General features: G+C 72.2%; 23 protein-coding genes. 13 read left to right on the top strand and 10 right to left on the bottom strand.

The window, feature by feature from the left end; genetic code table 11:
- Window positions 1-33 precede the first annotated feature (33 nt).
- On the bottom strand, window positions 34-630 hold the full coding sequence (locus ACIO9K_RS08485) for a TetR/AcrR family transcriptional regulator (protein ID WP_400327968.1): 597 nt from the start codon (window positions 628-630) through the stop codon (window positions 34-36).
- 63 nt (window positions 631-693) lie between these two features.
- Here ACIO9K_RS08485 and ACIO9K_RS08480 point away from each other — a divergent pair, with 63 nt between their 5' ends.
- A complete protein-coding gene (locus tag ACIO9K_RS08480; protein WP_400327966.1) occupies window positions 694-1182 on the top strand; it encodes an SRPBCC family protein in 489 nt (162 codons plus the stop codon).
- A 111-nt stretch (window positions 1183-1293) separates the two neighbouring features.
- On the opposite strand, the gene ACIO9K_RS08475 is transcribed toward ACIO9K_RS08480, so the two are convergent.
- Complete coding sequence (locus tag ACIO9K_RS08475; RefSeq protein ID WP_400328061.1) at window positions 1294-2793, bottom strand: alpha/beta hydrolase family protein; 1500 nt, start codon at window positions 2791-2793, stop codon at window positions 1294-1296.
- A gap of 324 nt (window positions 2794-3117) precedes the next feature.
- Between ACIO9K_RS08475 and ACIO9K_RS08470 the strand changes: the two genes are divergently transcribed.
- From ACIO9K_RS08470 to ACIO9K_RS08460, 3 genes are all read left to right on the top strand, one after another.
- A complete protein-coding gene (locus ACIO9K_RS08470) occupies window positions 3118-4431 on the top strand; it encodes a sensor histidine kinase (protein WP_400327964.1) in 1314 nt (437 codons plus the stop codon).
- A complete protein-coding gene (locus ACIO9K_RS08465; RefSeq protein ID WP_363619795.1) occupies window positions 4428-5090 on the top strand; it encodes a response regulator transcription factor in 663 nt (220 codons plus the stop codon). Before ACIO9K_RS08470 ends, ACIO9K_RS08465 begins: the two co-directional genes overlap by 4 nt.
- A gap of 185 nt (window positions 5091-5275) precedes the next feature.
- On the top strand, window positions 5276-6193 hold the full coding sequence (locus ACIO9K_RS08460; protein ID WP_400327962.1) for a phosphatase PAP2 family protein: 918 nt from the start codon (window positions 5276-5278) through the stop codon (window positions 6191-6193).
- Window positions 6194-6326: 133 nt separating this feature from the next.
- Here the strand turns inward: ACIO9K_RS08460 and ACIO9K_RS08455 are convergent, their stop codons facing one another.
- The 3 genes from ACIO9K_RS08455 to ACIO9K_RS08445 form a co-directional block, all read right to left on the bottom strand.
- The gene (locus tag ACIO9K_RS08455) at window positions 6327-6593 is read right to left on the bottom strand and encodes a hypothetical protein (protein WP_363619799.1); all 267 of its coding nucleotides are present in this window, start codon (window positions 6591-6593) and stop codon (window positions 6327-6329) included.
- Window positions 6590-12808 (bottom strand): DNRLRE domain-containing protein, encoded by a 6219-nt coding sequence (locus ACIO9K_RS08450; RefSeq protein ID WP_400327960.1) that lies wholly within the window; start codon window positions 12806-12808, stop codon window positions 6590-6592. The genes ACIO9K_RS08455 and ACIO9K_RS08450 overlap by 4 nt, the downstream gene beginning before the upstream one ends.
- 308 nt (window positions 12809-13116) lie before the next feature.
- Window positions 13117-13647 carry an AAA family ATPase gene (locus ACIO9K_RS08445; RefSeq protein WP_363619803.1) on the bottom strand — a complete coding sequence of 177 codons (531 nt, stop codon included), beginning with the start codon at window positions 13645-13647 and terminating at the stop codon, window positions 13117-13119.
- Window positions 13648-13792: 145 nt separating this feature from the next.
- On the opposite strand from ACIO9K_RS08445, the gene ACIO9K_RS08440 reads away from it, so the two are divergent.
- The gene (locus ACIO9K_RS08440) at window positions 13793-14230 is read left to right on the top strand and encodes a VOC family protein (protein WP_400327957.1); all 438 of its coding nucleotides are present in this window, start codon (window positions 13793-13795) and stop codon (window positions 14228-14230) included.
- A 94-nt stretch (window positions 14231-14324) separates the two neighbouring features.
- On the opposite strand, the gene ACIO9K_RS08435 is transcribed toward ACIO9K_RS08440, so the two are convergent.
- On the bottom strand, window positions 14325-15890 hold the full coding sequence (locus ACIO9K_RS08435; protein ID WP_400327955.1) for an alkaline phosphatase family protein: 1566 nt from the start codon (window positions 15888-15890) through the stop codon (window positions 14325-14327).
- Between the two features lie 202 nt (window positions 15891-16092).
- Here ACIO9K_RS08435 and ACIO9K_RS08430 point away from each other — a divergent pair, with 202 nt between their 5' ends.
- The 4 genes from ACIO9K_RS08430 to ACIO9K_RS08415 all read left to right on the top strand — a co-directional run bounded on the left by ACIO9K_RS08430 (window position 16093) and on the right by ACIO9K_RS08415 (window position 19974).
- Window positions 16093-16860 carry a GntR family transcriptional regulator gene (locus tag ACIO9K_RS08430; RefSeq protein WP_400327953.1) on the top strand — a complete coding sequence of 256 codons (768 nt, stop codon included), beginning with the start codon at window positions 16093-16095 and terminating at the stop codon, window positions 16858-16860.
- Between the two features lie 313 nt (window positions 16861-17173).
- Window positions 17174-17383, top strand: a complete 210-nt coding sequence (locus ACIO9K_RS08425; protein WP_363586205.1) for a ferredoxin — start codon at window positions 17174-17176, stop codon at window positions 17381-17383.
- Complete coding sequence (locus tag ACIO9K_RS08420; RefSeq protein WP_400327951.1) at window positions 17373-18746, top strand: NAD(P)/FAD-dependent oxidoreductase; 1374 nt, start codon at window positions 17373-17375, stop codon at window positions 18744-18746. The genes ACIO9K_RS08425 and ACIO9K_RS08420 overlap by 11 nt, the downstream gene beginning before the upstream one ends.
- A gap of 31 nt (window positions 18747-18777) precedes the next feature.
- Window positions 18778-19974 carry a cytochrome P450 gene (locus ACIO9K_RS08415; RefSeq protein ID WP_400327949.1) on the top strand — a complete coding sequence of 399 codons (1197 nt, stop codon included), beginning with the start codon at window positions 18778-18780 and terminating at the stop codon, window positions 19972-19974.
- Window positions 19975-20169: 195 nt separating this feature from the next.
- Here the strand turns inward: ACIO9K_RS08415 and ACIO9K_RS08410 are convergent, their stop codons facing one another.
- On the bottom strand, window positions 20170-20652 hold the full coding sequence (locus ACIO9K_RS08410; protein ID WP_400327947.1) for a universal stress protein: 483 nt from the start codon (window positions 20650-20652) through the stop codon (window positions 20170-20172).
- 417 nt (window positions 20653-21069) lie between these two features.
- Here ACIO9K_RS08410 and ACIO9K_RS08405 point away from each other — a divergent pair, with 417 nt between their 5' ends.
- Together ACIO9K_RS08405 and ACIO9K_RS08400 are read left to right on the top strand one after the other, a co-directional pair.
- Window positions 21070-21564 carry a discoidin domain-containing protein gene (locus ACIO9K_RS08405; RefSeq protein ID WP_400327945.1) on the top strand — a complete coding sequence of 165 codons (495 nt, stop codon included), beginning with the start codon at window positions 21070-21072 and terminating at the stop codon, window positions 21562-21564.
- Between the two features lie 7 nt (window positions 21565-21571).
- Window positions 21572-21775, top strand: a complete 204-nt coding sequence (locus ACIO9K_RS08400) for a hypothetical protein (protein ID WP_400327943.1) — start codon at window positions 21572-21574, stop codon at window positions 21773-21775.
- Between the two features lie 165 nt (window positions 21776-21940).
- Here the strand turns inward: ACIO9K_RS08400 and ACIO9K_RS08395 are convergent, their stop codons facing one another.
- Window positions 21941-22306: a hypothetical protein gene (locus ACIO9K_RS08395; RefSeq protein ID WP_400327941.1), complete on the bottom strand. Its 366-nt coding sequence runs from the start codon at window positions 22304-22306 to the stop codon at window positions 21941-21943.
- Between ACIO9K_RS08395 and ACIO9K_RS08390 the strand changes: the two genes are divergently transcribed.
- Complete coding sequence (locus ACIO9K_RS08390) at window positions 22296-22496, top strand: hypothetical protein (RefSeq protein ID WP_400327939.1); 201 nt, start codon at window positions 22296-22298, stop codon at window positions 22494-22496. The two genes, ACIO9K_RS08395 and ACIO9K_RS08390, sit on opposite strands and share 11 nt — an antisense overlap.
- A 7-nt stretch (window positions 22497-22503) precedes the next feature.
- Here the strand turns inward: ACIO9K_RS08390 and ACIO9K_RS08385 are convergent, their stop codons facing one another.
- Window positions 22504-22707: a hypothetical protein gene (locus tag ACIO9K_RS08385; protein ID WP_400327938.1), complete on the bottom strand. Its 204-nt coding sequence runs from the start codon at window positions 22705-22707 to the stop codon at window positions 22504-22506.
- Window positions 22708-23125: 418 nt separating this feature from the next.
- Window positions 23126-24109 (bottom strand): LysR family transcriptional regulator, encoded by a 984-nt coding sequence (locus ACIO9K_RS08380; RefSeq protein ID WP_400327936.1) that lies wholly within the window; start codon window positions 24107-24109, stop codon window positions 23126-23128.
- Window positions 24110-24213: 104 nt separating this feature from the next.
- Here ACIO9K_RS08380 and ACIO9K_RS08375 point away from each other — a divergent pair, with 104 nt between their 5' ends.
- Window positions 24214-25107 carry an NAD(P)H-binding protein gene (locus ACIO9K_RS08375; RefSeq protein WP_400327934.1) on the top strand — a complete coding sequence of 298 codons (894 nt, stop codon included), beginning with the start codon at window positions 24214-24216 and terminating at the stop codon, window positions 25105-25107.
- Window positions 25108-25144: the final 37 nt, after the last annotated feature.

Here is a 25144-nt window from a genome sequence, read left to right as displayed (position 1 = left end):
CTCCGCGGAGGACTCCGGCTTCGGGGAGTCCGATCACGGAGCCCCCGCGTCGGCCAGCAGAGCCGCCGTGCATTCCTCGGTGAGGTCTTCTGCGTGCTGCGGCAGCGGCTGCCCGGCGCGCAGATGGCGGCGGACCACGGACAACGGCAGGTCGATCAGGGCCAGGGTGATGCGCTCGTGGTCCCGGGGGCCCGCCGCGCCGAGGGCTTCGGCGAGGGAGGCGATGGAGTCGAGGACGCGTCGGCTGCCGAGGTCCGCGCGCTCCTGGTGTTCCTCGGACCAGTCGGCGCGGCCGAACTCCTCGGCGCCGTAGAGGAGGAGCGAGGCTTCCTGCGGGTGGGCGCGGCTCCAGGAGATGACGTGCCGGGCGGCCGCGCGGGCGGCCGGGTGGGGGTCGGGCGCGCTGCCGAGCGCGGCGAAGTACCCCTCCTGGAAGCGCTCCACGGTGCGCAGCCACACCTCGGCGAGCAGTGCCGTACGGCCGGGGAAGCGGTGGTACATGGACCCGCTCGGCGCGCCGATCGCCTGGGCGACGGCGGACATGGTCACGCCGGCCGGCCCGGCGGAGGCGGCCAGCCGGACGGCGGCGTCGAGGATCTGGTCAGTGTCGAAGCGGGGTGGTCTCGCCATGAATCAGAGGGTACCCTCCAGATTATTAGAGGATGGTCTCTAATAATCTGAAGGGGAGGACGCATGGGCGTCTACAACGTGCACGAGCGCCTGCTGGCCGCCAAGGCGAGCGAGGTGGGCGCGCTCGTCGACAACCTGTCAGGCGGCCCGGCGGACCGGCTCTGGCCGCACTCGGACTGGCCCGCGATGGAGTTCGACCGCCCGCTGGCGGTCGGCGCGACCGGCGGCCACGGCCCGGTCCGCTACACGGTCACCGCCTACGTGCCCGGGGTCTGGATCCGCTTCACCTTCAGCGGGCCGCGCGGATTCCACGGCTTCCACGAGTTCACGGTGCTGCCCGTCGGCGAGGAACGCACCGTGCTGCGGCACACCCTCGCGATGAAGGCCGGCGGCCTGGCGCGCCTGACCTGGCCGGCGGCCTGGCGCCCGATGCACGACGCCTGCCTGGAGGACGGCCTGGACCGCGCCGAGCTCGCCTGCACGGGCACGGTGGCCCGCCCGGCCCGCTGGGCCCCGTACGTACGCCTGCTCCGCGCGTTCGCCCACAGGTGAACAACGACGCGGGGCCGCCTACCAGCGGTTTCGGGCACGGCCGTCCGGCTGATGATCTCGTCTGATGCCGTTGTCCTCGTCCGGCAGGCGTACGTGCCCCGGAACAGTTGGTCAGCCGCTGTTGTCCGGGCGGTGGACGGTGAGGTTGCCGTAGGCCGGCAGAACGCCGGCCAGGTCGCCGGGTTTGCCTCGCAGAGTGGCGTCCAGGAAGGCGAGGGTGGCCGCGGCGACGACGCGCGGGCTCTCCGTGCGGCCCAGGGAGCCGACTATCGAGGGCACGGGCGGCAGGTACAGGGGGCCGTCCATGAACGTGAGATGCGCGGCGCCGGGGATGGTGAGCCGGTAGCTCGTCGCGGTGCTGGACTTGAGCGCCTCGGTGAGGCGGGGCAGGTAGCGCGGGTCGGTTGCCGGGGTGGCGGCCTGGGTGAGCGCGAGCGTCGGCTGGTCGAGGGAGGGGGAGGCGGGGCCGTGGGGGTAGCCGTCCAGATCGATGACGGCGTGGAAGCGGCGGTCCTGCCGGGCTGCCTGGAGGGCGGCGGCGCCGCCCATGGAGTGTCCGGCCACCGCGACCCGGCCGGTGTCCAGGTGTCCGCTCAGCGGGTCGGCGGTCTCACCCCGGTCCAGGCCGTCCAGCTGGGTGAGGACGAAGCCGAGGTCGGCGGCCCGAATCGCCGTCCAGTCGGCCGCCAGTTTCTCGTCCTGGTCAGGGTCGCCGGTGGAGGTGGTCTCGGTGGTGATCGTCCGGCCGTCGGAGAGGACGACGGCGGCGGAGTCGTACGGGTGGTCGAGGGCGGCGACCACGTAGCCGTGGCTGGCCAGTTCCTCCGCCCAGGCGGTGTTCTGGGTGCGCACTCCGCCCGACCCGGGAGAGAACAGGACGACGGGGAACCGCCCCCGCCCGCCGTCCACCGGGGCGTCGAAGACCGCATGGGTGTGGGCACGCGGAACACCGTCGACCAGGAAACCCGGCAGGCCGACCTGGTGGGCGAGGGCGTCGGAGACGGTGCGCGCCTCGTGCTCCGTACGTCCGAGGTACTGGGCCCGCTGCGCGCCGGCGGGGCTCTTCTGCGCGGGGTACCAGAGCTGGACCACGACCGTGCGCCGGTCGTCCGGATCGGCGGTGAAGGTCTCGGGGCGGTGCGGGTCGGTCCACTGGACCACGCGGGTGCCGACCGCGAACTCGCCTGTCGGGGTGGGGAATTCGGGTACGGGAAGGGCCCAGGCGGCCACCGGGCCCGTGGCGATCAGGCCGACGCAGGCCACCGATCCCGGCAACGCCAGCCACCATCGGGCCCGCCACGCCGGCCGGACGGGACGGCGTCGAAGCGGTCGCAGCAGGGGGGAGAGGGCGAACGGCGACGCGAAGGCGGCGCCTGCCAGTACCGGCAGCATCTGCCAGCGGATCCCCGCCACGCTCAGCAGGATCGCGGACAGCACGAGAACCGCCCCCGCCGCGATCGTGACGCGTGGGCGGGCGGAGGGGGGAAGCCAGCGCGCCACCACCAGTGCGACGGCGCCCAGCAGGACAAGGATTTCCAGGGGGGACATGTACAGCCCCGTGATGATCTCGGTCACCAGGCCATGTTCGGCGCCGGGCAGGCGCTGCCACATCGATCCCGGGTCGCCGTCGGGTGCCACCGGGGTCGCAATCCGCGGCAGGTCCCGGTGCGACCGGAGTGGCAATCGGGCACGCCGGATCGGCGGCCGCCCTACGACCACGGGAGGTAGCCGGACTCCTCCTGCGGTCGTACCCGGGCACGGTGCCATCAGACGGTGGACTCATGTGCTCCGTGGGGGCCGCCGCCTACCGTGACAGGGCCGCGGGAGTGCCGGGCAGCGCGAGGCGTACGTTCCCCGTACGCCACTCGGATCCGGCCGCACGCGGTGGCAGCCCCGGCCGGGGCCACCATGACGCTGAACCGACAGGGACGTGCGATGACCGAGGCGGCCGCGGAACCCGGCGATGCCCACCGGGGCCGGGTCCGGGTCCGGGGCAGGGTGTGGGTGCTGGCACGGGTGCGGTGGGCGGGGACGACCTCACGGCTGACGAGGTACGCCGACCTGGCCTCCGCACGAGCGGCGCGACTGGTGACAGCCGCCGGGCGCCGGTCCTCCCGGCTGCCGCCCGTGGTGTGGGACTCGCTGCTGCCGACGCTTCTCCTGCTCAACATCATCACCACCCGGGCACCGCACGAGCTGCCGGTGGCCGTCGCCCTCACCGCCGCCCTCGCGCTTCCCCTGGTGTGGCGGCGCAGGGCCCCGCTCACGGTGTTCGGCGTCGTGGCAGCCGCGGCCTTCGTCCAGTGGCTGGCGGGCGTCCAACTTCCGGCGGACGTATGCCTGTTGGTGGCCCTCTACACGGCAGCCGCGAACTCGGGCCGGCGCGGCACGCTCGTCACCGGTGCCGTCGTGGAGGCGGGGGCCCTGCTGGCCTGCCTGCGCTGGGCGACGGAAGGCGCGTTCCTGACCCCCTTCGTCGCGGTCACCGCGATGGTCGTCGCCGCCGCCGTCCTGGGTGTGAACGTGCGGACCACGCGCGCCTACCTCGCGGCCCTGGAGGAACGGGCCGCACGCCTGGAGCAGCAACAGGAACAGCAGGCGCGACTGGCCGTCGCCGAGGAGAGGACACGTATCACCCGGGAGATGCACGACATCGTCACCCACAACCTGTCCGTCATGGTCGCGCTCACCGACGCCGCCGTCTACGCGCAGCACCGGTCGCCCGACAAGGCGACCACCGCGATGCTCCAGATCTCCGAGACGGGCCGGCAGGCCCTGACCGACATGCGGCGCTCGTTGGGCATCCTGCGGACCGACGAACCGGACGCGGAACGCCACCCGTTGCCCGGCATCGCCCAACTGGAGGCCCTCGCCGACCAGATGTGCGCCGCCGGGCTGCCGACCCGCATCGAGGTCCAGGGCGTCCACACCCACATACCCACCACCGCACAACTGACCGTCTACCGCCTGGTACAGGAAGCCTTGACCAACACCCTCAAGCACACACCCGCCGGCACACGCGCGAAGGTCCGGATACGGTGCTCGACCGGGACCGTCACCGTGGACGTCACCGACAGCGGCCCCCGCCCGCCGCTTCCCGGCGCCACACCGTCCGGCCACGGCATCCCCGGCATGCGCGAGCGCGCGGCCGCCTACGGGGGGACGTTGCGGGCCGGACCGCTTCCGGGTGGCGGCTGGGGAGTCCACACCCGCCTCCTCCTCGACAGCGGCGGAGCGGCGTCCGCATGACGATCCGCATCCTGATCGCCGACGACGAAGCACTGCTCCGGATGGCCTTCAGCACGGTCCTGGAGGGCCAGCCCGACATGACACCGGTCGGCGAAGCCGCGGACGGCGCCCAGGCCATCCGCCTCGCCCGGGAGCTGCGCCCCGATGTCGTCCTCATGGACGTCCGGATGCCCGGCATCGACGGGATCGAGGCGACCCGGCAGGTCATCCGGGCCTCCCCGCACAGCAGAGTGCTGATCCTCACCACCTTCGACCTGGATGAATACGCCTTCGCCGGACTCAGCGCCGGAGCCTCGGGCTTCCTGCCGAAGAACACCAGGCCCGAGGAACTGCTCACCGCGATACGCAGCGTCGCCGCGGGCGACGCGGTGGTGTCCCCGCGGATCACCCGCCTCCTGCTGGAGCACCTGCGCCCGCACATCCCCGACGGCGGCAGCGCCGGCCCCGACCACCGGCTGAGCCGGCTCAGCGCCCGTGAACGCGAGGTGCTCGTCCAGGTGGGCTGCGGCCTGTCCAACACCGAGATCGCGGCCGCCCTGTACCTCGCGGAGGCGACCGTGAAATCCCATCTGGGGCGAATCCTGCACAAGCTCGAACTCCGCGACCGGATACAGGCCGTGGTCTTCGCCTACGAGAGCCGCCTCATCCACCCGGCATGACGCCGCAGGAGCCGACGGCGATGTCCTCAGGCCGGGTCCGGTGTCGGGTCCGGGTCCAGGTCCGGATCCGGTGTCGGGTCCGGGTCGGGACGGGAACCGTGACGTCGTCGTCGGCGTCCCCGTTCAAACCAAGTCGTCTACGACCAGGGCTCGCGGTTCCCAGAGCTGCGAGCAGAAAGACAGTGATGACTCAGCAAGATCACCCGGCCCTGTCCGCACCCGGGCCGGACGCTCCCGGCCGGGCCCCGGGGACCCCGGCCGGAGGGGGCCCTTCGCGGTCGATACGGCCGTGGCTGCCGGCTCTGCTGTGCGCTCCGGGGTTCGTGGCGGTCTACCTGCTCGCCGTCTGGACCCCGTTCGGGCAGCGGGGGGAGAACTCCCTGATGAACGGGAACGGCGGCGAACCGGCGTGGATCTACGACTGGTCGGGGTCGGTCTACGACTCGGCGGCCATGCCGCCGCTGGAGTTCACGGCCCTTCCCACCCTGGTCGTGGGGATGGCCGTGATCGTGGTCGTCGCGCTGGTGCGGCGGTGCTGGTGGCAGGGCTGCGCGGCGATCGGGGTCGTCCTGGGCACGTTCGGGGGCACCGAGGTGTGCAGCAAGATGCTCCTGCCCCGCCCCGACCTGGTGAACGCGCCCGACATGCTCACCGAGGTGAGCTTCCCCAGCGGGCACGCGGCCGTCCCCATCGGGCTGGTCCTCGGCGCCGCCCTCGTCGCCTCCCCGCGCCTGCGCCCCTACGTCACCGCGGTCGGCATGCTGTGGCTCACCGTCACCGCCGCTGCCGTGCAGGCGCTCTACCACCACCGGCCCAGCGACGTGCTGGGGGCCGCGCTGCTGGGCTGCGCCTGTTACGGTCTCGCGCTCTGGCTGCTGCCGTCCTCCGCCGCACCGGGGGTCGCGCGCAGCCCTCGTGCGCTGGCGGCCGTCGCCCTCGTCCTGTCGGCGGCGGCCGCGCTCGCCGCCGGCGCGCGGGACGACTCCGTCCCGGGACCGCTGTTCTTCGCCGCGGCGGCCTTCCTGTGCGCGGTCCTGGTCTGGTTCACCGTGGTGGAGGTGCCTGCCCGCGCCGCGCGCCGTACGCGGCCTGTGGTCGGCTGACCGTCCGGTGAGCATTTCCCGGTCGGCGGCAGGGCGGAGTGAATCCGGTCGGATGCGGCTGTGGACCAGGCACGGAACAGGCCGACCCGCCGGTGGCACCGGCGGGTCGGCCTGTTGCAGGGTGTGCGTTCGCCTAGCGGCGGCTGGTCCGCGCCCGCCGGCGGCGGGCCACGAGGGTGGCCGCGGCACGCAGGGCCAGGCCGATCACCGGTGCGAGGAGCAGGGTGCACCAGGTGCGGGCGGTGGCGTCGGCGGTGAGGCGGTCGGCGAGCAGGTAGGCGGCGAGGAAGGACGGGGCGAGCCAGGCCCCGTTGGTCGCGGCGAGGCGCAGCGGGCTCGCCCGGCGCGCTGCCGGTTCCTCCGCCGACTCCGCAGACTCCGCCGACTCCGTGGATGTCACACGAACCTCCTGACCACGCCGATCACCTTGTCGACGATCCGCTGGGAGACGCCGCGGTCGAAGACGAAACCCGCGAGGCAGCCGGCGACGGCCCAGACGATGCGCTGCTTCCAGCCGCCGCTCCCGAACAGTACACCGGCGCAGGCGCCGCCGGCGCAGTTGCCGATGTGGAGCGCCCAGGGCGCCAGGAAGGGGATCCAGGCGGCCACGGCCGCGGTGACGGACAGTTGGACGGCGCGGGCGACGGCGGCCTTGAGCGCGGCCTTCAGCCAGCCGGGCATCCGGCCGTTGAGGTCGGTGCAGTTGACCGGGTCGGCGTTGCAGTAGTCGTAGGCGTTGGCGCTCGCTCCCTGGACCGGGTCGGGGGAGAGGAAGCGGCCGGTGGCCGGGTTGTAGAGGCGCGCTCCCATGAGGGTGAGGGCGCTCGGGGTCTCGTCGGAGCGCTGCTTGTCGCCGAGCCAGGCGTAGCGGGTGCCGGGCTGGCCGGTGCGCGGCTGGCCGTACTCGTCGTAGTCGAGGACGGTGGGCGCGACGGCGGTGTCCAGCGGCAGCCGCAGGGTGATGTCGCCGTGCAGGTTGGCGAGTTGCAGGACGGTGCCGCCGGTCTTCGCGGTGGTGGCGGCGAGGGTGCCGGCGGGGCCGGTGACGTTGCGGGTCAGGGTGCCCGCGGTGTCCTCGGTGATCCAGCGGGGGCTGTCGGTGTCGGAGCCGTAGTGGTTGGTCCGCAGACCGGTCTGGGCCCAGGCGCCGGCGGTGTTGGTCTCGGTGGTCCAGGCGCGGAAGCGCTGGGCCGAGTCGAGGGTCCAGCTCTGCCGGTTGGTGCCGCTGGTCTGCTGCTGCACCAGGTCGGTGTTGTAGTACGCGACGGTGCTGCCGGGCAGTGCGGTGGTGCGGCCGAACGCGTCGTAGGTGTAGCCGGGGTTCACCAGGCGGTCGGCGGTGTCGTACGCGCTGGTCTGGCCGGTGCCCCCGGTGGTGGTGCAGGTCTGGCCGCGGGCGGCGTCGGCGGTGGCCAGCGCGGTGCGGTTGGTGTTGCGGTCGAAGGTGTAGGTGCGGGTGGTGCAGACGGCGTCGGTCGAGGTGTCCTGGACCTGGAGGAGCCGGCCGGCCCGGTCGTAGGCGTAGGTCTGGGCCGCGGTGACGCCGGGGGTGCCGGTGTGGGTGGCCCGCTGGCCGTGGATGGTCTCGGTGATGCCGTCGGAGACCAGCACGAGGCCGTCGCTGTCGCGGGTGTAGGTGCGGCCGGTGGTGGTGCCGGCCGGGTCCTTGTCGTCGGTCCGGGTGTAGCCGCCGGGCAGGCCCTGGGTGAGCGGCGTGCCGTCGGCGTCGTAGCGGGCGGTGAGGGTGCCGGCGACGGAGTCCGTCACCGAGGTCGCCAGGCCGCGCGGGTCGACGGCGGTGTCGTAGGTGTAGGTGGTGGTGGAGGGGGAGGTGTCGGTGACCTTGGTGGGGCGGTTGAGGGCGTCGTACTCCGTGGTGGTGACGGCGCCGTCGGCGTCGGTGTAGGAGATCAGGCGGCCGAGTTCGTCGTAGCCCTTGGCGATGGTGCCGCCGGTGGCGGAGGTCTGGCGGGTGACGGCGCCGGTGCCCGGGTGGTACGTGGTGGTGGCGGCGGGGGCCGGGGTACCGAGGCCGTCGGTGACGGTGACGGTGGTGGGACGCCCCGCCGTGTCGGTGTCGGTCACGGTGGTGCGGGTGACGCCGTTGGCCGTCTCGGTGGTGCGGGTGACCTGGCCGAACTGCCCGTACTGGGTTGTCCTGGTGGGCAGTTGTGCGGGGTTGGCGCCGCCGCCGGTGATGGCCGCGGCGGGCCCGGTCTGGCAGACGAGGTCGGCCCACTCGGGGCGGTTGCCACAGGTGCCGGTGCCGCCGGCGGTGTAGTAGGTGGTCCAGCCGGCCGCCGCGTCGGAGCCGGTGGAGGCCGGCTGCTGGGTCGAGACGACCCGGCCCTGGCCGTCGTAGCCGGTGGTGGTGGTCAGGGCGAGGCCGCCGCTGTCCTTGATCTGCGCGGTGGGCACGCCGAGCGCCCAGTTGTACGTGGTCCGGTCCTGGCGGGCGTCGACCAGCAGGTCGGGCCAGGCGCGGAGCCGGGCGCCGGTGGTGGTGAGGGTGATCTGGTTCTTGATCTTGGCGGTGCCGTCGGTCGGCCGGCCCTCGTCGTAGGTCTTCACGGTGTGCTGGCGGGCGGGCAGTTGGGTGCCGGCCTTCGCCAGGACCGTCGCACCGGAGGTGGCGTCGGCGGCGAGGGTGATGCGGTGGAGCGGGTCGTAGACGTCGGTCTCCTGCTGGCCGTCCGCGCTGTAGGCGCTGCTGCTCGACAGGAGCCGGGCGCGTTCGGCGGAGGGCAGGGTGTCGATGCCGAGGTCGGCCAGTTCGGACTTGGCCGCGGGGGTGGCCCCGAGGGCGAGCTCGCGGTTGCCCGCGGTCAGGCTGCGGACCTGGTGGCCCTGGTTGTCGTACTCGGTGGTGGTGACGTGGTGGCCCGGGGTGGCCTGGTTGACCTGGCGGCCGGAGGCGTTCAGGTAGGTGACGCTCGCCCTGGTGTAGTCGCCGGCGCCGAGGTCGGTGCCGTTGTTGGAGGCGGGGGCCTGGTCCGGCGGGAACACCGCGGTGGCGTCGGTCGGCAGGTCGCTCTGGCCCCACGCGGAGGCGGCGGGCGCGGAGAGGTCCTCCGGTGCCTTCGCGCCGGAGAGCGGGACGCCGTAGACGACGGTGGTGGTGGCGGTGCCGTTCACGGTGCCCGTGGTGCCGGGGGCGAGGGTGTCGTGCCAGGCCTTCGTCAGCATGCCCGGGCCCGCGGCCGGGTTGGCGGTGACGGTGCCGTACGCCAGCGAGGTGGCGAGGGTGCCGCCGAGCTGGACGGAGGAGAGCAGGCCGTCGTCGGCGCCCTGGGTGTAGTAGGCGTACTGGTTCTGGCTGCTCTGGCCGAGCCGCGGGTCCCAGGTCTGGCGCAGCCGCCCGGCCGAGTCGTAGCGGTAGACGGCGACGTCGGTGGCGGTGGCCGCGGCGGCCCCGGGCGCGGTGCTCCAGAGCCTGATCGCGCTGACCTGCCCGGCGACGTCACCGAACTCGGTGCCGGTGGTGACGCCGGTGGCGGTGGTCGCGGTGGCGTAGACGAACTGCAGGACGCGGCAGCCCTTGGCGGCGACGTTCGCCGCGCACACCGCCGGGGTGGCCGCGGAGGTCGGCGCGATGACGAGCTTCGGCCGGGCCAGCGTCTTGCCGCCGACCACGGTCGTCTCCGACACCACGCTGGTGGTGGTGTTGGCCAGCCCGCCCTGGAGCGTGGAGGTCACCGTCCAGGTGGCGGCGGCCGGATCGGCCTTGGCGAAGGTGGTGACGGTGCCCTCGGTGCCGGAGAGCGTGAAGTCGGCGCCGAAGGAGCCGCTCAGGGTGAGGTCCTCGCTGCCCGGCTCGGGCGCCCAGCCGTTGCCGGCCGCGTTCGAGGTGAAGGAGACGGCGGAGCCGTCGGCGGCCATCACGCTGAGCGAGGTGCCGGAGGTCCTGCGGATCTCCGTGTACTCCGAGGCGGACAGGCTCGACGACACGCTGGACACCCAGTTGGGGCCGAAGACCGCCGCCTGGCCGTCCTGGCCGGCGGCGGCCCGCGGGTCACGCGAGGAGTGCGTGCGGCCGACCGTCATGCCGAACAGCGACACGTCGGTGGCCGGGACCCTGAGGTCGCCGGTGAGCAGGTTCAGCGCACCCGGGCCGACGTTCTCCGTCGCCGCGCCGTCGGCCTTGCGGTCGACGACGACCCGCACCGGCTCGGAGGAGACGGCCGCGGCGCCGGGCCCGGTGAAGTCCGCGCGGAGCTGGACGGTGCCGTCCGGGGTCACCGTGGAGGTGGCGTTCCAGGTGAGCGCCGGGCTCTTGCCCGCGGCGAGGGGCACGGGCCAGGCCGCCAGTGCGGCACCGCCGTTGGTGATGTCGCCGGCGGGGATCCGCGTCCAGGCGTCGGCGTCGGAGCGCCGCCAGGAGAAGGCCACCTGGTCGTACCGGGCGGCGTCGGCCTCGGCGGTGAGCGGCAGGCGCGCCGCGGTGCGGGTGCCGTCGTTCGGGGAGGTGACACCGCCCGCGCCGACCTGGAAGGTGTGGGTACGGGCCTCGGACTTGTTCTCCGCCCGGTCCACCGCCCGCACCTGGAGGGTGTTGGTGCCGGCCTTGGCCGGGGTCACGGTGAAGGTCACCGGCGCGGCGGAGCCGTTCGTCGCGACCTTGGTCCAGGTCGCGCCGTCGAGCGTCCACTCCAGGGCGTTCTGGTCACCGGCCGGCGGGGTCGCGGTGAAGGAACCGGCCTGGCCGGGGCCCTTGACCCACTGGCCCGAGGGGTAGTCGGAGGAGGAGAGCGCGGCGGGCGCCGAGGGGGCGGAGGTGTCGACCGTGAAGGTGGCCCACGCCGACCAGTTGTTGTTGTAGTGCAGCCCGTCGTACGGGGAGGTGCGGAACTTGTACGTCCTGCCGTTGGCCAGCACACCAGCCGGGACCTTGACGGAGGCCGGGGCCCCGCTCGGCACGTACGGGGAGACCAGGACGTTGCCCACCTGGGTGTCGGTGGCGGCGTCGAAGATCTGGAAGGTGCCGTCGACCTTGTCGTTGTTCGGGTCGACGAAGGTGTCGCGCAGCGTCGGGGTGGTGGAGTTGACCCACCAGGTGCCGGCGGCGTCCTTGTAGAACGGGGAGCCGGCCTGCTGGTCCGTCCCGGTCCGGGGGCGGTAGTTGTACGTCACCGTCAGCTTCGGGACGTTGGTCGCGGCGTTGGCGGAGTTCACCTCCTTCCAGTACTTGGTGTTGGTCTCGTCCGGGGCGCGCAGCCCCATGCCCGAGGTGGTGTTCTTCGCCGACGTCCAGGTCTGCACCAGGTTGGTGACGTCCGCGGTGATCCAGCCGTCGCCGCCGCAGGCGTCCCGGCCCTTGGTCTCGGTGCCGGTGGCCTTCTTGGCGTTCCAGGAGGGCTGCGCCGTCCAGCGCGAGGCGGTCGAGGCGAGGCCGGTGTCCCAGATGTCCCACGCGTAGGGCTGGCAGTCGCTGTTGCCGGAGTGGAAGTTGTACAGCGACAGGCTGGCGTTGGTGATCAGCGCGTCCGCGATCGGCGCGGTGTTCCAGTTGATGAACGACCGGGCCTGGCGGGAGGATCCGTCCGCGTTCTTGGTGCCGGAGTTGCCCCAGTAGATCTCGGTGTCGGCCGACCAGTCGACCGTCTCGCCCTGCTGCACCCGGGTGTCGAAGACGTTGCCGAGGGCCGTGGTGGAAGGGTCGACCGTCACCGGGTACTGCGTCCTCGGGTCCGCGAGGAACGCGGCGTCCGGCGTGAACACCAGGTCGATGCCGTCGCCGCGCTGGACGACCTTCAGACCGACCTTCGCCTGCCGGGCGTGCTCGCCGGAGCCCTCGGCGGCGGCCGTCGCGTCCCACATCACCGGCGCCGGGAGCACGGCCCGCCGCTCGCCGGTGCGCTTGTCGGTGAACAGCACGCCGCCGTCCGGCTGGACCTCGGCCTTCAGGCCGTCGGCCTTCAGCGGCATCGTGTACGAGAACCCGGCGGCGCTCGGGCGCTGCTTGAGCACCGTGTACTGCTCGAAGCCGGTCCGGGTGGCCTCCACGACCAGGTCGGCCGCGCCGTCCGCGATCGCGTCCCGGTAGGTGGCCTTCGTGCCGTCCAGGGCGGGCTTGGGCAGGCCGCCGCGCCACTGGAGTTCGACCTGCTGGTCGCCCTGTCCGAGGGTCACCAGGGTGCGGGCGTCGTCCGCGGTCGCCGCCTGCGCGTGGAGCAGCGACTTCGCCCGGGTGCCGCCGGCACCGGCGAGCCGCAGCGCGTTCGGGTGGGCCTTCGGCGCCACCGACCCGTCCGCGCCGGCCTGGAGGCCGAGGTCGACGTCCACCCACTGGCCGTCACGCTGGAAGCGGACCGGGCCCGCGAACAGCTCGGTGGTGAGCGAACCGTCCTTGTTCACCCACGTCGTCGACGTCTCCGTACGCTCGGAGAGCGCCTCCACCCGCTGCCCGGACAGCCGGGCGGCGACCCTCGCCGACGGCACGTCGGCGGCGGACGTGGCCCACTGCCCGGCTCCCCTGCCCGCCTTCGCCGCCGCGCTCGGTGACGCGGCGAGGGCCGTCTCGGACCCGGCCAGCAGCGACACCGCCACGGCGAGGGCCAGCGACCCGCTCACCGCCCGCATGCCAACAGGCCTGCCGGGTCTGCGTCGTGTGGTCATCCGTCTGTTCATATCGACTCCTTGAGACACCGTCGCTCGACGGCGCTCTCGGAGCATAGGAGTGGGCGGCAAGATCAAAGATGGGGTCAAATGACGCCAAAGGATCATCAAATAATGATCTTGTTTCGACAAGATTCACGTGATCGTGATCATGGCGTAGGCAACCGCGCCCGCGCCCCGCGCGTTACGTCAGCGGCGCCGACCGCGCCGACCGCGCCGACCACTTACCGGCCGCCACCGCCGGTAGGGCGGGGCCGTTCCGTACCCCGGCCTCCTGCGGGGGACGGGTTCAGCTGTCGTGGCGCCGCTCACCGGTGGCGAAATGGCGGGGTGAGACGGGTGTCGGCGAGGATCCGCTCGACGGTCTCGTCGAGGGTGCTGTGCTGCGGAACGACGCGTTCGAGGCCGCCGGGCAGGAGGTCGTGGGGCTGGTACCAGCCGGCCATGTCCTCGGGGGAGAACTCGGCGGCCTGGGGGCGGGTGGCGTGGCGGCGCACGGTCTCGTCGAAGTCGGCGTCGAGGTAGTACAGGTGGCTGCGGCCGCGGTGGTCGGCGGCGAGCCGGGCGAGCATCGGGCCGTAGCGCTCGGCGGCGAGGATGCCCTCGACGACGGTGTGGAAGCCGTGGTCGAGGGCGTGCCGGGCGACCAGGTCGATGAGGCCGATGTTCGCTCCGCCCGGGAGGTCGCGTTCGCGCAGGACGGTGCGCCGGAGCACGTCCTGGGCGACGACGGCCACGCCCCGTCCGTACGCGGCGCGCAGCCGCGCGGCGACGCTCGACTTGCCCGCCCCGCTCGGACCGCGGACCACCACCAGCACGGTGTCCTGAGTTCCCGTCACGCCGGTACCGTACCGGCAGTCGGGGGGCCGCCCGGCCGGCACGCGCCGAGGGCCATGACGGCGCCGGCCGCCACCGGACGGCTCACCGGCCGCGAGTGTCGGAGGTGCGCGGTACCGTCGCGGCATCCGACCGGAGGAGGACCGCATGGCGACCAGGTGGAGCTTGACGATCGACTGCGCGCACCCGGCGAAGCTGGCTGAGTTCTGGGCACTGGCGCTGGGCTATGCGGAGAAGCCCGCACCTGTGGGATTCGGGAGTTGGGAGGAATGGCTCTCCCACTACGGGATCCCGAAGGACGAGTGGGATGACGGCGCGTACCTCTGTGATCCAGAGGGGGTGGGCCCCACCATGTCCTTCCTGAAGGTGCCGGAGCCGAAGGCGGTGAAGAACCGGGTGCACGTGGACGTCCAGGTCGGTGGCGGCCGTGAGACACCGTGGGAGGTGCGATGGCCGCGCGTGGTCGAGGCGGTGGAGCGGTTGACCGCTGCGGGCGCGACCGTGGTCAGCGAGGAGGAGTTGGACGGCAGGCCCGATCACGTGGTGATGGCCGACCCGGAAGGAAACGAGTTCTGCCTGGTCTGACAGTCGAACTCCGCTCCGGGAGGGCGCCGTACCGCATGGTGGGCGTCGCCTCCCGCCTCCCCGGGGCCGGGGCGGCGGGAGGCCGGTGGTGGTGTCAGGAGCCGAAGGAGACCTGGTCGACCGTCCAGAAGGCGCTGTTGGTGCCCGTGTAGCGGAACTGCAGGCGCGCGGTGGTGGCGCCGGCCGGCACGGTGACGGGCAGGTGCTCGACGGTGTTCAGGTCGGCGCGGTAGGACTTCACCAGCTGCGGGGCGCCGTCGTCGAAGACCACGTACACGTCGCCGGTCTGCGGGCCGTCGACCTTGTAGTTCGTCGCGAAGGACAGCACGGCCCGGCCGAGGCCGGTGACCGGGTAGGCCGGGCTGACCAGGGTGGAGTCGAACTGGCCGGCGCCGTGCGCCTTGTCGTCCCACTCGTCGGAGTCGGCGACCGCGAAGACGTTGCGGGCCCGTACGTTGGTCTCCCGGCCCTGCCCGAGCTGGGTGGCGCTCCAGAACTCGTCGGTGGCGAAGGCCCAGCCGCGCCACTCCGTCACCCCGCCGCCGGGCATCCGGGAGTTGTCGATGCTCCAGCCGCTGGGCGGCGTGTGCGTCCAGCCCCGGACCGCGGCCGGGATGCCCGTCTCGTCCGCCCGGCCCTGTAGGGCGGGGCGCAGCGCGTCGAAGGCGTCCGGGGCGATCTCGTCGATCGGCTGCCCGTCCAGGCGCCAGGAGGGGTCGATCGCCGCGCCCTCGTGCTTGAGGACGGTGGGCGCGATGTCCACGGGCTTGACGTCGTAGCGCCGGGAGCCGGCCGGGTAGCCGGCGCCGTCGGCGATCACGAAGGTCTGCCGCTCGTTGGCGCTGTTGCCGCCGTGCCCGCCGGCGTCGGTGTGTCCGTGGTCGGTGGTGACGACGATCAGCCAGTCCTCCGAGCCGTACGTGGGACGGGACTTGACGGCTTGCACGACCTGGCCGACGAGCGCGTCGACGGTGTGGATGGCGGCCGCGTACTGGGCGCTGGCGCCGCCGGAGGCGTGCCCGGCCTCGTCGATCCCGTCGAAGTGCAGGAAGGCGGCGTCCGGGTTGCCGTGGGCGAGGTAGTCGGCGGCGTCGGAGGCGGTCTTGGCGTCGTTCTCGTTCTCGGCGATCCGCAGGTCCGCCTTGCCGTTGAAGACGTTGCCGGTGATCGGGTTCCACGAGCCGATCACCAGCGTGGAGGCGGCCGGGTCGGCGGTCTCCAGGCGGCTGGCGAAGTCCGGGTACTGGTCGAACCGGGCGCCGGTGAACGCGTTGTCCTTGACCTGGTGCTTGTCGGGCCACACGCCGGTGGCGATGGTCGACCAGCCCGGCCCGGACAGGGTCGGCGCCAGCGGGTTGGCGTACAGGTTGCTGGTGGCGGTCATGCCGCCGGCCATCAGCGCCTTGAGGTTGGGCGCGTCGGCGGCCGCCAGCTTGTCGTAGCGGGTGCCGTCGACGCCGATGACCAGGGTCTTGGTCTGCTTGGTGCCGTCCGGCAGGCCCTTGTAGGCGGGGGCGGCCAGGACGGCGGGGACGGCTGCGATGGGGGCGGCGGTTGCGGCGGCTGCGACGGGGGAGGCGTCGGCAGGCGCCGACGGCAGCAGCACGGCGGCTACGGCTGTGGCCGCGGTGACGGTCCGGATGGAGCGGGGGATGCGCACGGGGGCTCCCAACTAGGGGGCGACGCGGTGCGGTTGCACCGGCACCGAGGATGGGGCGCCCGTACGAGGAGGAGCCTTCCCCGGATCCACGGTTGTATGAACAACCGCCGAAATTCAGTCCAGACCGGTTACCATTTCGTGACCTCGGGGGCGCCGAACCGTCACTCGATGGCGCCGGACCACCGCTCGATAAGGTGGCGCGGTGAACCACGGCACCCCCCGGCCCCCCGTCGCCCCCGCCCGCTCCGGCGTCCCCGACCACGGCCGGGTGCCCAAGTACTACCTGGTCAAGGCCCAACTCGAAGACCTCATCGCCGAATTGGGTCCCGGCGGGCGCCTGCCCACCGAAGCCGACCTCGCCGAACGCCACCACGTCGCCCGCGCCACCGTCCGGCAGGCCCTGCGCGACCTCCTCCTCGAAGGCCGCCTGCGCCGCCAGGGCCGCGGCACCGTCGTCGCCGGCCCCAAGATCGAACAGCCGCTCTCCCTCGCCAGCTACACCGAAGGCGTCACCCGCCAGGGCCTGCGCCCCGGCCGCACCCTCATCACCCTCGACCGCCTCCCCGCCGACCCGCCCATGGCCCAGCGCCTCGCCGTCCCCGAAGGCGAACCGCTCTGGCACCTGGAACGCGTCCTGCGCGCCGACGAGGAACGCGTCGGCCTGGAGTCCACCTACGTCCCCGTCGCCCGAGTTCCGCGCCTGGAGCGGGAGTTCGACCCCGAAGGCTCCTTCTACGGGTACCTGCGCGAGTGCGGCGTGCGGCTCGGCGGCGCCGACGAACGCATCGAGACGGTCCTCGCCACCCCCCGCGAAGCCCTGCTCATCGGCACCCCGCCCGCCCTGCCCATGCTGCTGCTCCACCGCCGCAGCCGCGACGCCGAGAGCCACCCCCTCGAACAGGTCCGCACCCTCTACCGCGGCGACCGCTTCAGCTTCACCCTCGCCCTGCACGCCCCCGACAGGGACTGAAGCCGGTCCTGCGCTCCCCGCGACAGGTACGCCGGGCTCGACCACGCCCCGCTCTCCCGGAACCCCGGATCACCGCACTCCCCAGGCGGCGCGCCGCGCCCAGGCCGCCCGCCGCCCGCCGCTCGATCGCGGTGCCGCACGCCGGCTGGTCGGAGTGCTGCCGGTGGACAGCTCGACGCGGACCGCGCACCTGCGGGTCCCCGAGCGGTTGCCGCGCCCGCGCCCGCGCCCGGTTCTCGGCCCGTGCTGCGCGCGTCCGGTTCTCGTCCCATGCTGGAAGAGAGGGGGTACGGCGGCAGAGGAAGTGGTGGGGATGCAGACCGTTGTGGACCTCACGCGTTGCCAGGGCTACGCACAGTGCGTGTTCCTCGCGCCGAAGGTGTTCCAGCTGCACGGCGAGGAGGGACTGCTGTACGCCCCGGCTGTCCCTGACGACCAGGTCGAGCGAGTGCGCCAGGCCGCGGCGGCGTGCCCGGTCCAGGCCATCCTCCTCGGTGAGGAGGTGAGCGCTGATGGCCGGTGACCAGAGCGAGGGCCGGATCGTTGTCGTCGGCGCGTCGCTGGCCGGGTTGCGGGCCGCGGAGGCGCTGCGGGAGGAAGGCTTCACCGGCTCACTGACCGTGGTCGGCGACGAGCCTCATCCGCCCTACGACCGGCCGCCGCTGTCCAAGCAGGTGCTGCTGGGCCATGCTGCGGCGGACTCCACCGGGCTGCCGATGCGCCGGGATCCGGACGCCGAGTGGCGGCTGGGCGTACGCGCCACCGGCCTGGACCCCCTGGGGAAGCGGGTGATGCTGGCCGATGGCGAGTCGCTGCCGTACGACCGGTTGCTGATCGCCACCGGGACCCGGGCGCGTCCCTGGCCCGATCCGCAGGAGGCCGCCCTGGACGGGGTGTTCACCCTGCGTACCCGCGAGGACGCCGGCGGTTTGGCCGAGCGGTTGGCCGCCGGGCCACGGCGGGTGCTGGTGATCGGCGGCGGCTTCACCGGTTCGGAGATCGCCTCGGCCTGCCGGGAACGCGGACTGGACGTCACCGTCGCCGAACGCGGTCCCGCACCTCTGGTGGGCGCGCTCGGCGGAACCCTGGCGAAACTCGCGGCCGCCATGCAGCGCAACCACGGTGTGGACCTGCGCACCGGCGTGACGGTCACCGCCCTGCGCGGGGACGACGGCGGGCGCTTCACCGGCGCGGAGCTGTCCGACGGCAGCCGCGTCGATGCGGAGGTGTGCGTCGTCGCGCTGGGGGCGGTCCGCAACGTCGAGTGGTTGGCGGATTCCGGACTGGCGGCGGGCCCGCGCGGAATCGCCTGCGACGCCGGGTGCCGCGCCTTCAACATGTACGGAATCGTCACTGACGACGTCTTCGTCGCCGGCGACGTCTCCCGCTTCCCCCACCCGCTGTTCGGTTACCAGATGCTCTCCCTCGAACACTGGGGGAACGCGGTCGAACAGGCCGGGGTGGCGGCCCACAACATGGTCAGTCCAGGGCCCCTGCGGCGCCCGCACCTCGCCCTGCCGACGTTCTGGTCGACCCAGTTCGGGCTCAACATCAAGTCGGTGGGCGTGCCCACTTTCTCCGACCACGTGGTCATCGCTCAGGGTTCTCTGGAGGCGCGCCGTCTGGCGATGGTCTACGGCTACCAGGGGCGGGTCACCGCGGCGGTCACCGTCGACATGGCCAAGTCGCTCGACTACTACCGGCACCTGATCGAGACGGCTGCGCCGTTCCCGCCCCCGCCCGGCGCGGCGGACCGCGCGCTCGCGGCGGACATCCCGATTCCGTCCGACGTGCCGGATCCGAAGGGGCTGTCCCACGGCCCCACCGTGGCGCTCACCGGATACCTGCCCGACCGTCGACTGACCGTGGTGCAGCCCCGCGGCTGACCCACGTCCCGCCCAACGACGAGGAGCCACCATGGACTCCGACACCTTGCTGGCACGGATCACCGACTACGCGAACCGCCCCAACCCCTACCCGCTGTACGCGGAACTCCGCGAGGCCGGTCCGGTCGTGCGGCAGGCAGACGGCAGCTACCTGATCGGCACCTACCACGAGGTCGCCGCCCTGCTCCACGATCCACGGATGAGCGTCGATCCCCGCACCTGTGGCGAGACGACGCACAAGCCGCCGTTCCTGCGGCTCGACGACCCGGAGCACCACAGACTGCGCACCTTGGCCATGCGGCCGTTCGGCCCCCCGCACAGCCCGTGCCGGGTCGATGCCATGCGCGGCGAGATCGTCCGGCTCACCGGGGAACTGATGGAGCCGTTCCAGGCGGGCGGCCGGATCGACATCGTCGACGACCTCGCCTATCCGCTGCCCGTCACGGTGATCTGCCGCCTGCTCGGCGTGCCGCGCGAGGACGAGCCGCTCTTCAGGGCGTGGTCCGACGCGATCGTCGCGTCCGCCGACGTCCGGCCCGAAGAGGACTCCTCCGAGCGGGACGAGGCGGGCGACCAGGCGGGCGAACAGGCGCGGGGCGAGATGGGCCGGTACCTGGCGGGCCTCGCCGAGAAGCGCCGTGGCAATCCGAGCGACGACATGCTCTCCGCCTTCGTCAACGAACCGGACCCGGCCCTGCGGCTCACCCAGGAAGAACTCGCGGAAACCGCCGTGCTGCTGCTCATCGCCGGACACGAGACCACGGTGAACCTGATCACCAACGGGGTGCTCACCCTGCTGCGTCAGCCCGAGCAGCTGGACCGGCTGCGTCGCGAACCGGACCTGCTGCCGCGAGCGGTGGAGGAACTGCTGCGCTACGAACCCCCGGTCCACATGCGCGAGCGCATCCCCCTCGCCGACATCGACGTCGGCGGCACCACCGTCCCCCAAGGCGCCACCGTCGTGCTCGCGCTGGCCTCGGGCAACCGCGACCCCAAGCGGTTCCACGCGCCGGACCGGTTCGACCCCACCCGCCCGGACAACCAACACCTCGGCTTCGGCAGCGGTATTCACCTGTGCTACGGCGCACCACTCGCCCGCATCGAAGCCGAGGCCGCGCTCGGTGCGCTGATCCCCCGCCTCGGCCCGGCACGCCTGGTCCAGGACCCGCCCCCCTACCGGCAGAACGCCATGCTCCGCGGACCCCGCCACCTGCCCGTCCACCTCTGAAGCCAGCGGGCCCGGACCAGCGGGTCTGGAGCCAGCGGGTCGGGGTGTGGAGGATGCCGTTGATCAGGACCCCTCAACCTGGACAACCTCGTCCAGATCGCCGCCGACCGCGGAGCGACGGTGCGCCTGCTCGGCGACTACCGCCAGCCTGCCGTCCTCACCTGACCCGGCTCAGAGGGCGGCTGAAGTCGACGGTCACGAACGTGCGGTGCCGTGCTCCGCCGGCACGACGACCACGGGAAGGCCGGCGTGGTGGACGACCTCGGTGCTCGTCGACCCGAGGGTGAGTCGGCCCCAGGCACCCGACCCTCGGGAGCCGACCACGAGTAGGCTGGCGTCCTTGCTCGCCTCAAGGAGGACCTGCGCAGGGCGGCCGCGTTCGCAGGCGATCTCCACCTCCACGGATGGCCCACCGAGCTGTTGCTGCAGTTCCTCGACCGAGTCCGCCACGGCCTGCGTGACGAGATCGCGCTGCTGGGGGATCGGGCCGGAGTCGACCGTCCGTTCGAAGCCGGAGTGCTGGGTCGGGGTGTACTCGTACGCGCAGACGGCCCGCAGGCCTGTACCGCGCAGCTGGGCCTCGCGCAGCGCGAAGGTCACAGCCTGCCGGGCTGGGGCCGAGCCGTCCGTGCCGACCACGATCGGGCCGGCCGGGTGGGGGGCAGGAGGATCGGTCACGGGGGACCTCCAAGGAGTCGGCGGGCTCGGAGACGCGTGGGGCCCTCTCCACGTGCCCGGTGGCGGGGCCTGCGCGAGCCGCTTCTCAAGCCTGCTCCTCTCCGCCGGTGGGCACCAGTGCACGGGTGAGCTGTACGCGGTCGGGTCCCACGGCCGCCCCGCCGCGGTGCACGAGGAACGCCACGGTGGTCACGGCGATCTCCGGCAGGGGCCGTGGTCGCTGACCAGGCACGGCAAGGGCCGCAACCCACAACGGCGGCGGTCCTTTCAACCACCCGCTGTTACCGGCGGAGAGTACCTACTTCTCGGTCATGTTCGTCGACGAGGACTGCTGGCTGTCGGACGACGAACTGCGCCGCGACCACCAACCTGGGCTTCACCACCGACCCGGACGGCACCCGACGCCTCCCGTCCGATATGACCGACGGGAACCTGGACACGTACTACTGGAGCGCACGCACCCCCGAGTTCAACGACTGGATCCAGATCGACCTCGGCAGCCAACGCGACATCACCAAGATCGACATCTATCTCGGCAAACCCGACGGCAGCTTCACCCTGCCCGACTGCAACCTGGAATCGTCAACAGACGGCACCAACTGGACCCATTACGCACCCGTCGTGGCATATCAATCGGAGTATCACGGCACCACAGCCCGAACCGCCCGCTACATGCGCCTGAGAATGCTGATCTCACGCAGCACCCGAATCGCCATCCGCTCCTTCCGGATCACCACCAAACCCCGCGGCGCCGCCATCACCCCCGACGGCGCCACCTTCCACACGGGCAAGGTAGAAATCGTTGGAGACCTCGTCGTCACCGGCAACGTCACCGTGCTGGACGGCGGGAAGCTCAAGGTGAACGACGTCACCAGTCAGGTGGTCACAAACGTCATACTCGGTCTCCGTTGACGCCGACATGATCACCACGGTCGGGAACGAATCCAACAAGAAGCAGTTCATCAACGCCTGGTTCGGCGGAAATGAGCTGTTCAACATCGGCCTTGACGCCTGGGAAGTAGCGGCCGTGCCCCTCAAGAAGGGATGGGTTTCTCAGAAGGCCTCTCCGAACGGAGCAGCGGACTTGATTGTCTGGAGGTTCTACCTGGGAGCCGAGCCGTAGGCGCAGCCCCACGAGGTCAGCGGCTGGCCCTCCGTTGGCAACCTTCCCTGCGTGCGACCGTTGAGGTCCGCCCGCTGCGACGAGCGGGCCGCCACGTGGGGAAGGTGTACCGACCTGGCGGCCTGTGGCCGAGCCGACCGCGGGGCTCGGCCACAGGCCGCGGGATCAGACGGAGATGACTTTGCCCTTCGCGAAATCCGTGCCTTGCTGCCCGTAAATGCTGATCCTGTACTGCGTGCTCGACACGTGCTCCCCCATGGCGAACAGCATCAGCTTGCTGCCGTCCGCATAGAAGAAAAGGGTGACACTCTGCTGTCCGTTACCCGAACTGGCGTGCAGGACCGGCTGATTGTTGAACTTGTGCGATCCGGTGGGCTTTCCCTGGCCGTCAAATGCCTGGTTCAGGGACTGCTTCAGGTTTGCGAGCCTGTTCCCCATGCCTGCCTCATTGAGGACGTTTTCCAGGTAGGACTGGGCTTGCGGCTGGCGCATGGGACTGGTCTGAGTCCCATCGCTCTTGATGACCACCATCTCGGAAATTGCGGCAGGTGACGCCATGCTCTTCCCCCTCGCGCTGTCGTACAGGAAGTTCGGGATCTCCCGACCTTTCCTCAGCGTATCCCGGCAGGAAGGTCCGGGTGAGACTCTTTGGGTAATCAGCTGCGGCATTCTGAGCTTGGCTCTGTCGGTGATCTTGGTGTTCGGCCGCCTGGGATCGTGATGGTGCGTCAGTCTTGCGGGTGCAGGAGGCCCGTGAGACTGGCGAGGAGTGTGAAGACCTCGACGGCCTTGTGGTCGAACGTGTCCATCCGACGGCTGTGGAAGGCGGGGTGGAGATGGTGCTCAAGCAGAGATTCGAGGTGCCGGAGCGACGCGGGGCTGAGGTCGCGCTGGTGGGCCTTCCACTCCTCGACGTAGTCCCCGACCTGCATCGGGCTGTACTTCCGGATCCGTTCCGCCGTGCGCCGGCTTTGCGGAGCGTTCTTCCGGGCCTGGTAGACCTCGGTGAGCCGGGCCTTGGCCTTGTCCTGCGTGGTGAACCCGGACTCCTCCGCCTGCCTTCCGGCCGCGTTGCGGTACCGGATCTTGTACTCGTGCGGGCACCGGGGCCACCGGGACTCGGTGCCCGCACTCCTTGAAGAAGGAACCCATGCCGCGGACGAGGCTGGTGGTTGCCATGATCGATCTCGCTCCCCGCGCGTCCTGCTGACGTTTTGCTGACCCCGGATGGTCGATCAAGCCCCTGAGCTGGGAAGAACCGCCGAAAGCGTGCTACGTGGTGGGGACGTGCTGATGGCCTCTCAGCTCGGATCCGCCCCTTGGAACGTCGCGGGCCGGGGCGGCGTCGTCCTATGCGAGGCCGATCGCGTCCGCCGCGGTGGGCTCAGAAGCTGCCGCCGGCGTGCGGAGGATCCGGCGGACGGTGTCGCGGAGCCAGTGGTGGGCCCCGTCGGCCGTGTGCCGGGGGTGCCAGGCCATGCCGATGGTCAGGGGCGGCAGGGCCAGGGGGATGTCGAGGAGGTGCAGTCCGAGGGCGCCGGCGTCGTGGGTGAGGGGCGAGGGGGCGGCGCCGGGGAGTGCGGCGGGTACGAGGCAGACGAGGTCGCTGCGGGTGGCGAGGGTCATCGCGGCCAGGTGGCTGGGGAAAACGACGCTGACCCGCCGGTGGAGGTCCTGCTCGGCCAGGGCGGCGTCGAGGGGGCCGGTGAACCGGCCGCGGCGGCTGACCGCGGCGTGGTGGGCGGCAGCGAGCCGGGCCGGGGTCAGCGGTCCTTCGGTGAGCGGATGGCCGGGCCGGACGGCCGCGACCATGCGGAGGCTGACCAGTTCTTCGACCTGGGTTTCGGGGTCCACGTGGTCGATGGATCCGACCTCCAGGTCGATCCGGCCGTCGCGCAGGGCGGGCCCGGCCTCCAGGTCTTCGGCCCGGATCCGGAACGAGACCCCCGGCGCCTCCCGCTGGGCCAGTCGCAGCAGCCCGGGCGCCAGCGCAGCGCCGACCAGGTCGGCGGCCTGGAGGGTGAAGGTGTTGCGGAGGCCGGCGGGGTCGACGCTCGTGCCGGGACTGAGCAGCGCGGCGAGGCTGCGCACCACTGTGGCGGCTTCCTCGCGCAGGGCCTGGGCGCGCGGGGTGGGAACCATGGTCTGTCCGGCCCGGACCAGGAGGGGGTCCTGGAGGATGCGGCGCAGCCGGGCCAGGGTGCGGCTCATGGCAGCGGGCGAGGTGTGCAGTCGTGCGGCGGCGCGGGTCACGCTGTGCTCGGCCAGCAAGGCATCCAGAGCGATGGCGAGATTGGCGTCGATGACCGGATCCGGGCTGCTCACCAGCATCATTCCATTTCAGTCAATGATTCCGTGCTGAAGTTCCCATTGTGGCAGCACGGCGGACCTCAGCAGGATGAGGGCGTACCGAAACCAGCACCAGCTACGAGGTTTTCATGATCGTCATTACTGGTTCCACCGGGAACATCGGCCGCCACCTGCTCGCCCGGCTCCTGGAGTCCGCCCCCGCCGCGGGCGAGGAACTGCGCGTGATCGTGCGCGATCCCGCCCGGCTTCCGGACGCGGCGCGCGGACGCGTCGAGGTCGTCACCGGCTCGCACGCGGACGCCGAGGTCCTCGACCGGGCCTTCGAGGGCGCGGACGCGGTCTTCTGGCTCGTCCCCCCGGACGCCTCCCTGACCCCGTACGACGCCTACAGCGGTTTCACCCGCCCCGCCACCGAGGCGCTCGTCGCCCACGGCGTCGGCCACGTCGTCGGCGTCTCCGCGCTCGGCCGCGGCACCCCGCTCGCCGACCGGGCCGGCCTCGTCACCGCCTCCCTCGCCATGGACGACCTCATCGCCGGCACCGGCGTCGCCTACCGGGCCCTGGCCAACCCGTCCTTCTTCGAGAACCTCCTGGAGGAAGCCGACTCGATCCGCGAGAAGGGCGTCTTCACCGACTCCGTCGACGCCGACCGCAAGGCCCCGTTCGTGGCCGTCGCCGACATCGCGGCGGCCGCAGCCGGCCTGTTGCTGGACCGCTCGTGGACCGGCACCGGCAGCGTCCCGGTCCTGGGGCCGCGGGACCTGTCCCCGAACGACCTGGCCCGCATCATGACCGAGCAGTTCGGCCGCCCCGTCCGCTACGAACGCCAGTCGTTCGACGAGCTGTACGCCACCCTCGTCGGCTACGGCCTCAACGAGGTGTTCGCCCAGGGCGTGGTCGACATGAAGCGGGCCAAGGACGAGGGCCTCGACGCCGGCGTCGCCCGCACCCCGAACACCGCCTCCCCCACCGGCTTCGAGCAGTGGTGCGCCCGGACCCTCAAGCCCGCGGTCCTCTCCTGAAGTCCAGCACCCGGCGCCGGGGCAGCACGGAGCCCGG

It is taken from the genome of Kitasatospora sp. NPDC087271 (genome assembly GCF_044744605.1).
GTDB lineage: Bacteria > Actinomycetota > Actinomycetes > Streptomycetales > Streptomycetaceae > Kitasatospora.
The sequence above is the reverse complement of the archived record's forward strand: the minus strand, read 5'-3'. Positions and strand labels throughout refer to the sequence as shown.